Here is a 13,763-nt window from a genome sequence, read left to right on the forward strand (position 1 = left end):
CAGTGCCAGCGCGTGCAGGCAGGTGTGCTCCCGTTTGATGCTGTTTCAGAAGACGCGGCCGAGCTGCAGGTACACGTTCCACACGCCCTGCGGCGCCACCGCAAAACCGAAATACAGCGGCCCGATCGGGCTGTTGCCGCCAACGAATACGCTGCCGCTCTTCAGGTAAGGGCCCCGCCCGAAGTTGTTGCGCAGTTGCCAGACGTTGCCGGCCTCCCCGCTGGCGCCGAACACGGGCGTGCGCAGGCCGAGCAGATCGTCGATACGAAGGTCGTACAGATACGTGAGCCGGCCGTAGAGGAGGTACTGGCCGTTGAACTGATCCTGCGCGTAGGCCGAGAGATGCTGGAAGCCGCCGAGGTAGAAGCCTTCGTTGGCGCCACTGCCACTATTGCCGCCGTTGTCGCGCGTGGGGCTGTTGGCGCCGAACTGCCCGGCACCTTCCAACGCCATGTTGAACGTATGGCGCCCGTAGCTCGTGGCCCACAGTCCCTTGGCCTGCGCGGTGTTGTACTTCTTGTCGAGCGAACCGAAACCGGCTTCCATGCTGCCAAACAGGTAGTAGCCGCTGCGGGGAAACAGCGGATCGTCGAGCTGGTCCAGCGTGAGCTGGGCACGAAAGGCCGGCTGCTGAGCGCGCAAGGTATCCAAGGTCGTCGCATCCACGATATTCCCGGACTCGTCCGCGATCAGTGCCAGATAATTGAACGTCGCCGTCTTCCTGACGTAGTTCACGCCTAGGCGCAGTTCACCCTTGCGGCCCAACGGGATGCCCAGGTCAACGCCAGCGCGCGCTGTCTCGATTGTCAGGTTGTTGAACGGCTTGGCGTCTCGGGTTGGCGGCAGATCGTCAAAGTAGAGATCCGATCTGCGGCGCGAATACTCCGCATACGGCGCGATGTAGAAGCCGCGCGCCTGCCACAGCGGCTGCCGCAGTTCGGTGTGGATGCCCGCCCGGTTGCTGCCGAGCACGATGTCATTGCGCCACTCCAGCCCGCTCTGCGTGAGCCACGGATACCGATGGCCGAGGTTGACGTTGAATGCGCCGCGCCCGTCGAAGTTGGTCGACATGCCCAGCCCGAACAGGAAGAACTGGTTGCCCCACGACTTTTCGTGCGCGTCGATCTTGAGCGTGTGCACGCCGTTCTCTTCCACGAGTTGCTGTGTGACGGTTTCGAAGTCGCCCGTGGTGGCCAGCGCCGACAGCTCGCGGTTGAGCGTTTCGGCGTCATACGCATCGCCTTCGCGCACCTTGATCAACTGGCGCACACGCGCGGGCGGCACGCGGCCGCTGGTCGTCACGTCAATGGCGTCAATGCGTGCGCCCGCCACCAGCACGCCCTGCGGCTCATGGGCCGCGCGGTACACGGCATACGCCTGCGGCGACAGCGACAACGCCGCGAGCTTCGCTTCAGCGCCCTGCGCCGCACGCTCGCCCTGTCGCACGCCCTGCGGGCCCTTGGCGAAATCGGTAAATGAAAGCTCCGAGAGCTGCGGCTCGATCAGCACATCCTTGCCGCGCAGCAGCGCCTTTTGCGCGCGCACGTTCTGGCCAACGAGGATGGTGATCATCTGCTGCGTCACCGCCGCCGGCGAGGCCAGGTCTTCCGGCCGCTGCAAGTCTGACCCGATATTGACGGCGATGATGATGTCTGCCCCCATGTCGCGTGCGAGCTGCACGGGCAGGTTGCTCACCAGGCCGCCATCCACCAGCGTGCGTCCGCCCACTTCGATGGGCGCGAACAGCCCAGGCACCGCCATGCTGGCCCGCATTGCCAGCGGCAGCGAGCCGTGGTCGAGAATCACCCCGTCGCCCGTGGCCAGATCCGTCGCCATGGCCTTGAACGGAATCGGCAGGCGCGAAAACTCGATGTTGTCGGGCCACTGCGCCGTCCAGTTCTTGAGCAGCGCAAGCAGGCGGTTGCCCTGCACCAGGCCGGTGGGCAGCTTGAGCTTGCCGTCGCCATAGCCGGCGGACAGGCCGATCGGATACTGGAAATCATCCTCGCGCAGCGATTGCGGCAGCTTGGCGCGATCATTGCGGTCGAAGGCGATGTCGCTCAGGTCGACCTGCGAGAGCTTCTGCTCCAGCGCATCCGCACGCATGCCGCTGGCGTACAGCCCGCCCACCACGGCGCCCATGCTGGTAGCGGCAATCACATCCACGGGAACGCGCATGCGCTCCAGCATCTTGAGCACGCCAATATGCGCATAGCCGCGCGCCCCGCCGCCCGAAAGCACCAGACCGATACGTGGCCGCGTCGATTCGGTGTTCGCCTGGGCGGGCGCTGCCGCTGTCTGGCCATGCACGGCGGGGGACAGCGTCGCCAGTGACACAAATGCGGCGAGCACGGCGGCAGCCCATCGGGAGCCGCGTCGGCGAATCGGAAAGGCCGTCAGAGAAGCCATGGATAGGGGGCGAAATGGGATGGTGGTCTGCGCTGCAGGCGCAATGATTCCACAACCCGGATTTACCCGGTGCAATTGCTTGAGCCGCGCCATACCACGCGCTGGCGCCGATGAATACTTTTCAGGGCGAAAGTGACAGAATATTGCCGTTACCCGGACACGCTTGTTCCTACAATCCGCGTTTGCCCCTGCGAAAAAGGGGCAGCAGAAGACGTTCGGTATCGAGAAGAACCGAAACGCCCAAACAGGAGGAGATCAAGATGTGGAATCAAGTCTATGACCCGCTCGGCAGCGCCGTGTGGTCAACCTTAGCGGCCGGGATACCGGTTGCCGTGCTGCTGTGCTCGCTGGCGTTCTTCCATATGCAGGCCCATCTGGCGGCCGGGTTGGCGCTGATTGTCGGGGTGGGGATCGCCTCGTTCGTGTTCGGCATGCCGACCGCAATGGCCGGCAAGGCGGCAGGCCTCGGCATCATTTCGGGCCTGTTCCCGATTGGCTGGATCGTCCTGAACATCATCTTCCTGCACCGGCTCACCACCTTGAACGGGTCGTTCAAGGTCTTACAGAGCTCGATTTCCGGCATTACCGAAGACCGCCGCCTGCAACTGCTGCTGGTGGCATTCAGCTTTGGTGCCTTCTTTGAAGGCGCAGCGGGCTTCGGCACGCCGGTGGCTGTCACGGGCGCCATCCTGATCGGCCTGGGCTTCTCGCCGCTGGCCGCCTCTGGCCTGGCCCTGATCGCCAACACCGCCCCGGTGGCCTACGGCGCACTGGGCGCGCCGCTCATCGGGCTGGCCTCGGTCACGGGGCTGGACTTGCTGAAGCTGTCGGCCATGGTTGGCCGCCAGTTGCCGTTCTTCTCGGTGCTGGTGCCGTTCTGGCTGATCTGGGCGTTCGCGGGCTTCCGCGGCATGCTGCAGATCTGGCCGGCGATTCTGGTGGCGGGCGTGTCGTTCGCCATTCCGCAGTTCCTGGTGTCGAACTTCCACGGCCCGTGGCTGGTGGACGTGATTGCCGCACTGGTGTCGATGGGCTCGCTCACACTGTTCCTGAAGGTGTGGAAGCCCAAGACGATCTGGACCTCGACCGCCCTGCGCAACCGCGAGGACAACTCCCGCGTCGACCCCGAAGCCGCTGCCGAAGCGCGTGCCGCTACCAGCGCTGATGCCAATACCAAGATCACGCGCGTGCAGGCTTGGCTGCCGTGGGTGATCCTGACCGTGTTCGTGTTCATCTGGGGCATTCCGCAGTTCAAGGCGTTCGCAGACGGTCTGTGGCAATTCAAGTTCCCGATCCCCGGTCTGGACAAGATGGTGCTCAAGGGCCCGCCGGTGGTCGCGAAGGAGACCGCCGAAGGCGCGGTGTTCCTCTTCAATGTGCTGTCGATGGCGGGCACGGGCATCCTGGTCTCGGCCATCGTGGGCGGCCTGCTGATGGGCTACTCGGTGCCGCGCATGGTCAAGGAATACTGGAACACCATCAAGCTCACGCGCTATTCGCTGCTGACCATCTGCGCGATGTTCGGCATCGGCTATCTCACCCGCTATTCGGGCCTGGACGCAACGCTGGGCCTGGCCTTCGCCCACACCGGCGTGCTGTACCCGCTGTTCGGCACGATGCTGGGCTGGCTGGGCGTGGCGCTCACGGGGTCGGATACGGCCTCGAACGTGCTGTTTGGCGGCCTGCAGAAGACCACGGCCACGCAACTCGGCTTGTCGCCAATCCTCATGTCGGCAGCCAACAGCTCGGGCGGCGTGATGGGCAAGATGATCGACGCGCAGTCCATCGTCGTGGCCTCCACCGCCACCAAGTGGTACGGCCACGAGGGCGACATCCTGCGCTACGTGTTCTTCCACTCGCTGGCGCTGGCCTTCCTGGTGGGCCTGATGATCACCCTGCAGGCTTACGTGGAGCCGTTCACGCGGATTGTGGTGCACTAAGCGCCGCCTCCCGGATGAACAAGAAAGCCGCTCAACCGAGCGGCTTTTTTCATGGCGCGATGCGTCTCAAGAGCCGCCAGCAAGGGCACTTTCACGCGCGTATCATGGGCAGCTCTTCCGCGCACGTCCCGCCCTGGGGCGTCGGTCTCTTCTCCCCCGACCCGACATGCTGCTGCGCCGCCTGGAAAAGCTCATCGATCCGTTCCGTCCCCTGCCCGACACGCAGCCTCCGGCCAATGTCTGGCGCTTCTACGCGTACTTCCTGCGCGAAGTGCGCGGCGTCTTCGCATTCCTGCTGCTCGTTGGGTTGCTGGGCGCGCTGATCGAAGTCGCGCTGTTCGACTTCCTCGGCCGTATCGTCGACATGATCCAGGCGACACCCGGCTCAGCGTTCTTCGGCCGTCACCGCAACGAATTGCTGTGGATGGCCTTTGTGGCGCTGATCGCACGGCCGGTCATCTTCGGCCTGCACGACGTGCTTGTGCACCAGGTCATCAACCCGAACCTGTCGAACCTGATCCGCTGGCAGAACCACCGTTACGTGCTCAAGCAGAGCCTGACGTTCTTCCAGAACGACTTTGCGGGCCGCATTGCCCAGCGCATCATGCAGACCGGTTTCTCGCTGCGCGATTCCGCCGTGCAGTCGGTGGATGCGCTCTGGCATGTCGTGATTTACGCGATCAGCGCGCTGGTGCTGTTCGCCAAGGCCGACTGGTGGCTCGTGGTGCCGCTGCTGGTGTGGATTGGCTGCTACATCGCGGCCCTGAGCTACTTCGTGCCGCGTGTGAAGGCGCGTTCAGTTATCGCCACGGAATCGCGCTCCAAGCTGATGGGCCGCATCGTGGATGGCTACACCAACATCACCACGCTCAAGCTGTTCGCCCATACGCAGCATGAAGAAAGCTATGCGCGCGACGCCATGGCGGAGCAGACCGACAAGACGCGCCTGTCCGGCCGCATGATCAGCGGCATGGATTTCACCATTACGGCCATGAACGGCCTGCTGATCGTCGGCACGTCGGCGCTCGCGCTCTGGCTGTGGAGCCAGGGTCGCGTGAGCGCCGGCACCATTGCGCTGACCACGGGGCTGGTGATCCGCATCAACAACATGTCGGGCTGGATCATGTGGGTGGTCAACGGCATCTTTGAAAACGTCGGGCAGGTGCAGGACGGCATGCAGACCATCGCGCTGCCGCGCGCCGTGATCGATCAGCCCGGCGCCAAGCCGCTGCAGGTGACGCGGGGCGAAGTGCGCTTCGAGCACGTGGGCTTTCACTATGGCAAGGGCAGCGGCGTGATCGAAGGGCTGGACCTCGTGGTGCACCCCGGTGAACGCATCGGCCTGGTCGGCCCGTCGGGCGCGGGCAAGTCGACGCTCGTGAACCTGCTGCTCCGGCTGTACGACGTGGAGCGCGGCCGGATTCTGGTGGACGGCCAGGACATTGCCGCCGTGACGCAGGAGAGCCTGCGCGAGCAGATCGGCATGGTCACGCAGGACACATCGCTGCTGCACCGCTCCATTCGCGACAACCTGCGCTACGGCAAACCCGACAGCACCGAGGCAGAGTTGTTGCAAGCGGTACGCCGTGCGCGTGCCGACGAATTCATCCCGCAGCTATCCGACGTGCAAGGGCGACGCGGCTTTGACGCGCTGGTGGGTGAACGTGGCGTGAAGCTCTCGGGCGGCCAACGTCAGCGCATTGCGATTGCGCGTGTGCTGCTCAAGGACGCGCCGATCCTGATCCTGGACGAAGCCACGTCAGCGCTGGATTCGGAAGTGGAAGCGGCCATCCAGGAAAGCCTGGAAACGCTGATGCAGGGCAAGACCGTGATTGCCATTGCGCACCGGCTCTCAACCATCGCGCGCATGGACCGGCTGGTGGTGCTCGACGGCGGCCGCATTGTCGAGAGCGGCACGCACGCCGAGTTGCTCGAACGCGGCGGCCTGTATGCGCGGCTGTGGGCACACCAGACCGGCGGTTTCGTCGGGGTGGACTGAGCGTTACGAGAGGCGCCGGCCGAGGGTCTCGGGCACCATCGCCAGGCCGATCAGCGAGACCAGCCCGCAACCGATCACGTAGAAGGCCGGCGCGTTTGCGTTGCCCGTGAGTTGGATCAGCTCGGTCGAGAAGAACTGGGCAAAGCCACCGAAGATGGCAATGGCAACGCAGTAGGCGATCGACAGCCCCGTGGCGCGCAGCCGCTGCGGCAGCACCTCGCTCACGAGCACCATCGACGCCGGCGAGGTCATCGACATCGGCACCGACAGGCAGCCGACCACGATCAGCAACCGGGCAAGCGAAGGCTCAGCGTTGATGAGCGCGAAGGCCGGATAGATCATCGCCAGCAGCGCAACACGCGACCACAGCACGACCTTGCGGCGCCCGATGCGGTCTGCCAGCCGGCCCGCAAACGGTGACAGCACCACCTGCACCAGCGCCGCAATGCACGCCGCCCAGATACCCAGCGACAGCGGCATGTGCAACACGCTCACGGCGTAATTGCTGAGGTAGTAGACGATGATGTACGTGGACGAAGCCACGCCGATCATCAGCAGAATGCTCGCCACCAGCGTGCGGCGGTGTTCGCGCAGCAGCGGCAGCGTTGCGTCGGCTTCGCGCGTGCTGTGCGGCGCGGCGGTTTCTTCGAGGCGCCGGCGGATAACCAGGCCGACCGGGATCACGAGAATGCCGATTACGAACGCGAGCCGCCAACCCCACGACTCCAGCGCCGCGGGCGCCAGCAGGTTGCTCAGCAGCAAGCCGACCAGCGCGCCGAACAGCGCTGCCAGCCCTTGGCTGAACGGCTGCCAGCTCGTATAGAAACCGCGCGAGCGGTCGTCGGCGTACTCCAGCAGCAGCGCGGTCGAAGCGCCCATCTCACCGCCGATGGCAAAACCCTGCACGAGCCGTGCAAGCACGACGAACATGGGCGCGAGGATGCCAATCTGGGCGTAGGTCGGCGTGACAACGAAGATCAGCGACGACAGGCCCATCAGCCACAGCGTGAGGGCCACGGCGGGCTTGCGGCCTGCGCGGTCAGCGTACATGCCGATCAGCAGCCCGCCAAGCGGACGCATCAGGAAGCCGACGCCGAACGTGGCGAACGACATCAGCAACTGGCCAGTGGCGTTGCCGACCGGGAAATACAGCCGACCGATCAGCGTGGCGAAGAAGCTGTAGACCACGAAGTCATAGAACTCCAAGCCGTTGCCGATGGTGATGGCGGCAATGGCGCGCGTGCGCGACAGCGGTTGCGCCGGTACTGCCGCATGCGCGCCGTCGCGGCCAGCATACGACGGCGCGGTGGTGTGGTTCGACATGGGTTGTCTCCGAAACTCGCTTTCTTGGGCGGCCGGGCTCACGCCCCGCTTGCCTCTTCAGCCAACACGGCTGCGGCGTTGGGCTTGACGCGCACATACCACGCGGCCGACATGAGCAGCACCCAGCCTGCGCCGACGTACAGCGCCACGCGGGTGTCTTCCATGTAGCCCAGCACGCCAATGACGAACAGCATGAACGCGATGGCAAGCGCCGGCCCGACAGGCCACAGCGGCACCTTGAACTTGAGCGCACGCACTTCTTCGGCTGACAGACGCCGGCGCATGGCCACCTGCGAGAGCAGGATCATCAGCCAGACCCAGACGGTGGCGAACGTGGCGATCGACGCGATGATCACGAAGACGTTCTCGGGAATCAGGTAGTTCAGCACCACGCCGCCCAGCAGCGCACCGGCCATGAACAGCACCGTCACCCAGGGCACGCCATGGCGGGAGGTGGCCGCAAAGATGCGCGGCGCCTGGCCCTGCTCGGCCATGCCGTACATCATCCGGCCCGCGCCGAAGATGTTGCTGTTGATGGCCGAGATGGCCGCCGAGATGACGATGAGGTTCAGGATCGCCGCTGCAGACTGGATGCCCAGCCCCGAGAAGATCTGCACGAACGGGCTGCCCTGGCCGTCGATGCCCGTCCACGGGAAGATCGCCATCAGCACACACATGGTCAGCACGTAGAACAGCAGGATGCGCGCCGGCACAGCGTTGATGGCCTTCGGGATGACCTTGTCGGGGTTCTGCGCTTCACCGCCGGTAATGCCGATGATCTCGACGCCGCCGTACGCAAACATCACCACGGCAAACGACGCAATGAGTCCGCCCACGCCATGCGGCAGGAAGCCGCCATGCGACCAGAGATTGCTGAGGCCGGACGCATGCTCGCCGTTCATCTTCACGCCGAGGAACAGGATGACGGTGCCGCCGACGATCATGGCGCCGATCGCCACGATCTTGATGAGCGCGAGCCAGAATTCCATCTCGCCGAACACCTTGACGTTGCACAGGTTCAGGCCGCAGATGAGCATGACGATGCCGAGCACCCAGATCCATTGCGGCACCTCGGGAAACCAGAAGCCCATGTAGATGCCGAACGCCGTGACGTCAGCCAGGCAGACGATCACCATTTCGAGGATGTACGTCCACCCGGTCAGAAAGCCGGCAAGCGGACCGAGGTTGTCGCGCGCATAACGGCCGAAAGAACCGGAGACCGGCTGGCGCACCGCCATCTCGCCTAGCGCGCGCATGACCATGTAGACGGCCGCACCGCCGATGATGTACGCGAGGATCACGGCCGGCCCGGCCAACTGGATGGCCGAAGCGGACCCGTAGAAAAGGCCCGTGCCGATGGCCGAACCGAGCGCCAGAAAACGGATATGCCGCGCGCGCAGGTTGCGTTGAAGGTGTTCCAAACTGTCTCCTCTTTATGTCGGCGAGGTTGCCTGCGGGGCCCGTACAGACTTGACGCGCAGGTCGAGCGGATGCGAATTGATATACAGACAACATCGCGTAGATATATATGTTGTTGTATATACATCATCAACGGCATTGGGGTATTCCCGAGGGAAAGCGGGGCCGGTATCTACGACAAGCGCGCAAAGAAAAAGGCGGACTTTCGTCCGCCTTGGATTCGCTTGCGGTGAACGCCGCGCAGCCGGTGCGACTGAGGGCGCTACACCCAGCCCATGCCGCCAACCAACGCCCCCAGCCCTACCAGCACCAGCGGGTGGACGCGGGTGAAGGTGCAGGCCACGACCGTTGCGACGGTCAGCGCGACGGTGCTGAAGCTGCTGTCTGCTCCTCGGGCAAGCACCCAGCCGGTGGAGAACAACAGACCGATCGTCAGCGGTGCAAGGCCACGGCGGACCAACGCGATCCAGCGCGCGTCGGGCTTGCGGTCCATGACGCGCGCGATGACGGCGGCGATCACGCACGACGGCCCGCAGATGCCAACCATCGAGGCGATTGCACCGCCCACACCCGCCGCCTGCCAGCCGAACAGTTCCACAAACAACACGTTGGGCCCGGGTGCCGCCTGCGAGATGGCATACATGGCGCTCAACTGCTCGCTCGTCATGTAGTGGCGCGTGTCGACCAGAAAACGATGCATGTCTGGCAGCGTCGAACTGGCCCCGCCGATGGCGAGAAACGACAGCACCAGAAAGTGCCAGAACAGATCGAAGACGGTGGTGAGGTAGCTCATCGCATCGCCCTCCATTCGAGCAGGAGGGCAAGCGGGATCAGCACCAGCATCACGGGAAGCAGCGGCCACTGCAGCACGCCGATGGTGAGGACGACCGCCAGACCGATGCCGACGGCACGCCAGGTGCGCGACTGGCCCTGCGCCAGCTTGACGGCGGTTGAAAGCACCAGCCCCGCCGCCACCGCTGCCATGCCTTTGAGCAGGTTCTGCACGAATGGCAGCGCGCTGAATTGGTCGTACAGCATGACGATCAACAGCAGCAGCACGGCAGGCGTGAGCACAAGGCCGCCCATTGCGGCCGCGGCGCCACGCACGCCGTGGTACCGATAGCCGAGCATCACCGACAGGTTGACGACATTCGGACCGGGCAACACCTGCCCGAGACTCAGCAGCTCGGCGAACTCGGTGTTGGATAGCCAGCGGTTGCGATCCACAATGCCGGCACGCGCGAACGGCAGCACGCCGCCAAAGCCCGACAGCCCCATGCGCGCAAACTCGGTGAAGAGTTTGCGGCACGAGGGAACGTTTGCGTCTGTCGCCGAAGCCGCATCAGGCGGGGCGTGCGGATCGCTCATCAGATCAGGCGGCTGCCGGTGCCGGTTTCGGCAGGGAGAGCTTCGGATCGCGCAGTTTGGGCTCCAGCGTCTTGCCCTTGCGTGCGCGCTTGCCTGCGTACGGCTCTTGCGCGCGGGTCGTCAGGCTCTGTTCGACGGCCTTGCCGCCGCGTGGGCCAGTGCCCGAGAGCACGAAGCCCGCCGCACCGAAGGCCAGCGCCTGGAGCAGCGTTTCGTTCTTCTCCAGCTCCATCAGGATCACGCCACGGCCACCGCTGGCGAGCGTCTTCAACTCGCTGATCTGGAACAGCAGCATGCGGCCGCCTTCCGACAGGCACGCCACGCCATAAGCGTCAGCCGGCACCGGCGCCGGCTTATTGGGCTGGTCGCCCTCGTCCAGCGTCAGGAACGCCTTGCCGGCCTTCTGGCGGCCGACCATGTCGCCCACCTTGGCGAGGAAGCCGTTGCCGCCGCGCGTGGAAATCACCAGATTCTGTTCGGCGTGGCCCGCGAACGTGTGGGCGATATGCGTGCCCGGCGTGAGTTCGATCAGCGTCGTCAGCGGCACACCATCGCCACGGCCGCCCGGCAGGTTGGCCACCGCTACGGAATAGACGCGACCCGTGCCCTTGTCGTCGCGCGTGCCGAAGATCAGCAGCGCGTCGGTAGTACGGCATTCAAACGTGTCGTACAGCGTGTCGCCTGCCTTGAAGCCGAATTGCGTGGCGTCGTGGCCGTGGCCCTGGCGCGTACGCACCCAGCCCTTCTGCGAGACGATCACCGTGACGGGTTCATCGACGATCTTCACTTCGGCGGCGGCACGGCGCTCTTCCTGAATGAAGGTGCGGCGGTCGTCGCCGTATTGCTTCGCGTCGGTCTCGATCTCCTTGATGATGCGACGGCGCATCATGGTCTCGGACTTCAGCAGCACGTCCAGCTCGCCCTGTTCTTCGCGCAGGTTCTTCAATTCCTGCTCGATCTTGATGGCTTCCAGGCGTGCGAGCTGGCGCAGGCGGATTTCCAGGATGTCTTCGGCCTGACGGTCGCTCAGGTTGAAAACCTGGATCAGCGCGGCCTTGGGGTCTTCGCTCTCGCGGATGATGCGGATCACATCCTCGATGCGCAGCAGCACCAGCTGCCGCCCCTCGAGGATGTGGATGCGGTCTTCCACCTTGCCCAGACGATGGCGCGTGCGGCGCGTGACCGTGGCAAAGCGGTAGGCGATCCATTCGCGCAGGATCTCCGCCAGCCCCTTCTGGCGCGGGCGGCCATCCGTGCCGATCATCACAAGGTTGATGGCCGCGCCCGACTCCAGCGACGTATGTGCCAGCAGCGTGTTGGCAAATTCCTGCTGGTCGATGTTCTTGCTCTTGGGCTCGAACACGAGGCGCACCGGCGCGTCCTTGCCCGACTCATCGCGCACCGCGTCGAGCAGACCCAGCATGGTCTGCTTCATGGTGAGCTGATCCGGCGACAGCGACTTCTTGCCCGTGCGCACCTTCGGATTCGTCAGCTCTTCAATCTCTTCCAGCACCTTCTGCGACGAGGTGTTGGGCGGCAATTCGTTCACCACGAGTTGCCACTGGCCGCGCGCGAGTTCTTCGATCTTCCAGCGCGCGCGCACCTTCAGGCTGCCGCGACCGCTCTCATACACCTGCGCAATGTCGGCTGCAGACGAGATGATCTGACCGCCACCCGGGAAGTCCGGCCCAGGCATGTACTGCATCAGATCGGAGCTGGTGAGCTTGTCGTCGCGAATGAGCGCCACGGTGGCGTTCGCCACTTCGCGCAGGTTGTGCGACGGGATCTCCGTGGCCATCCCCACCGCAATGCCCGATGCGCCGTTAAGCAGCACGAACGGCAGGCGCGCCGGCAGCAGCTTCGGCTCGTCCATCGAACCGTCGTAGTTGGGGATGAAGTCGACCGTGCCCTGGTCCAGCTCTTCGAGCAGCAGACGCGAGATGGGCGTGAGGCGCGCTTCGGTGTAGCGCATCGCCGCCGCACCGTCGCCATCGCGCGAGCCGAAGTTGCCCTGCCCGTCGATCAGCGGGTAACGCAGCGAGAAATCCTGCGCCAGGCGCACCAGCGCGTCGTAGGCGGATTGATCGCCGTGCGGGTGGTATTTACCGAGCACGTCGCCCACCACGCGCGCCGATTTGACTGGCTTGGCATCGGAGCGCAGGCCCATCTCGTGCATCGCAAACAGGATGCGGCGCTGCACCGGCTTCTGGCCATCGGCCACCTCGGGCAGCGCGCGGCCCTTGACCACGCTGATGGCGTAGTCGAGATAGGCGCGCTCGGCGTAGGCGCCAAGCGTGAGCGCTTCGGCCGGCTCGCTGGGGTCGAAGAGGATGTCTTGTTGTTCCATGGAGGCTCAAGCGAAAGCGGCGCGCTTCAACGTTGCGGCACCGCCGGGATCAATGTTGGGGGATGTTCGTGGCCACGCCGGTGGCCGGGTCCAATACGAGTTCGATGCGTGCGGGCCGGCCCGTACGGCCTGGCTTGCGCGTGGCGATGACGCCGTTGGCGCTCACATTCATCAACCCGGGCACGGCGGCGACCGGGTTGTAGTAACGATAGAACTGCAGCACCGTCTTCACGTAGTTCTGGGTCTCGGCGTAGGGCGGAATGTCGTTGCCGTGCTTCTGCACCGCGCCTTCGCCGGCGTTGTAGGCGGCCAGCACGAGTTCCAGGTTGCCGGAGAACATGCGCAGCAGATCGCTCAGGTAACGCACGCCGGTGGTGATATTCGTTTTCGGGTCGGCCAGCTTCTGTGCGGCCGTGCGGCGGGCGTCGCCGGTCACGCCGTAGCGCGCGCCGGTATCCGGAATCACCTGCATCAGCCCGATTGCGCCCTTGGGCGACACGGCCTGCGGGTTGAAACCGGATTCGGCGGCAATCACGGCCTTCACCAGCGCGGGGTCGATACCGTGCTTGCTGGCGGCCTGGCGGATCAGCGGCTCCACCGTCGGCACGTTCGGATGCTGCAACACCGCGCGCACCAGACGCTGGCGCATGCCGCCGGCGTTGTCGAGTGCATCGCGCTTGCTGGCGTTGAGGTAGGCATCGGCATCGGGCAGCTCGGTTGCCGGCAGGGCGATGGCACTGTCGTCCTTGTTGCCGTCCTTATCGTCGCCCTTGCTCGCCACCGCGGCGCCCTTCATGAAGAGCACGTAGCGATCGTCCAGGCGTTCTGCAGCGAAGTGCGCGAGGCCGTTTTCATCGATGTAGCCGTAGACGTCCGCGCGCACCGGCTGGCTGGCCAGGAGGGCCAGCGCCGTCAATGCGAATGCGAAACGTGCGAAAAGCTTCATCGTTGTCGGTCA

The 13,763-nt window shown here is 64.8% G+C and carries 9 protein-coding genes; 2 read left to right on the top strand and 7 right to left on the bottom strand.

All coding sequences use genetic code 11. The annotated features are described in order from the left end of the window. Positions 1 to 45: 45 nt before the first annotated feature. On the bottom strand, positions 46 to 2,409 hold the full coding sequence (locus M1D44_RS09820; RefSeq protein ID WP_316853320.1) for a patatin-like phospholipase family protein: 2,364 nt from the start codon (positions 2,407 to 2,409) through the stop codon (positions 46 to 48). 260 nt (positions 2,410 to 2,669) lie between these two features. Between M1D44_RS09820 and M1D44_RS09825 the strand changes: the two genes are divergently transcribed. Continuing rightward, positions 2,670 to 4,349, top strand: coding sequence for an L-lactate permease (locus M1D44_RS09825; protein WP_024976212.1), 1,680 nt, complete (start codon positions 2,670 to 2,672; stop codon positions 4,347 to 4,349). Positions 4,350 to 4,515: 166 nt separating this feature from the next. After that, positions 4,516 to 6,348, top strand: coding sequence for an ABC transporter ATP-binding protein (locus tag M1D44_RS09830; RefSeq protein ID WP_316853319.1), 1,833 nt, complete (start codon positions 4,516 to 4,518; stop codon positions 6,346 to 6,348). 3 nt (positions 6,349 to 6,351) lie between these two features. On the opposite strand, the gene M1D44_RS09835 is transcribed toward M1D44_RS09830, so the two are convergent. From M1D44_RS09835 to M1D44_RS09860, 6 genes are all read right to left on the bottom strand, one after another. Then, positions 6,352 to 7,671: an MFS transporter gene (locus M1D44_RS09835; RefSeq protein WP_316853318.1), complete on the bottom strand. Its 1,320-nt coding sequence runs from the start codon at positions 7,669 to 7,671 to the stop codon at positions 6,352 to 6,354. Between the two features lie 38 nt (positions 7,672 to 7,709). Continuing rightward, positions 7,710 to 9,092 (bottom strand): amino acid permease, encoded by a 1,383-nt coding sequence (locus tag M1D44_RS09840; protein WP_024976215.1) that lies wholly within the window; start codon positions 9,090 to 9,092, stop codon positions 7,710 to 7,712. 260 nt (positions 9,093 to 9,352) lie between these two features. After that, a complete protein-coding gene (locus tag M1D44_RS09845) occupies positions 9,353 to 9,898 on the bottom strand; it encodes a chromate transporter (protein ID WP_316853317.1) in 546 nt (181 codons plus the stop codon). Beyond that, entirely contained in the window at positions 9,880 to 10,458 is a 579-nt protein-coding gene (locus tag M1D44_RS09850) for a chromate transporter (protein ID WP_316853316.1), read from the bottom strand. Before M1D44_RS09850 ends, M1D44_RS09845 begins: the two co-directional genes overlap by 19 nt. A gap of 4 nt (positions 10,459 to 10,462) precedes the next feature. Beyond that, positions 10,463 to 12,805 carry a DNA topoisomerase IV subunit A gene (gene parC / locus M1D44_RS09855; protein WP_316853315.1) on the bottom strand — a complete coding sequence of 781 codons (2,343 nt, stop codon included), beginning with the start codon at positions 12,803 to 12,805 and terminating at the stop codon, positions 10,463 to 10,465. 49 nt (positions 12,806 to 12,854) lie between these two features. After that, positions 12,855 to 13,751, bottom strand: a complete 897-nt coding sequence (locus M1D44_RS09860; protein WP_112185359.1) for a lytic transglycosylase domain-containing protein — start codon at positions 13,749 to 13,751, stop codon at positions 12,855 to 12,857. Between the last annotated feature and the right edge of the window lie 12 nt (positions 13,752 to 13,763).

Source organism: Ralstonia sp. SA306 (assembly GCF_054792405.1).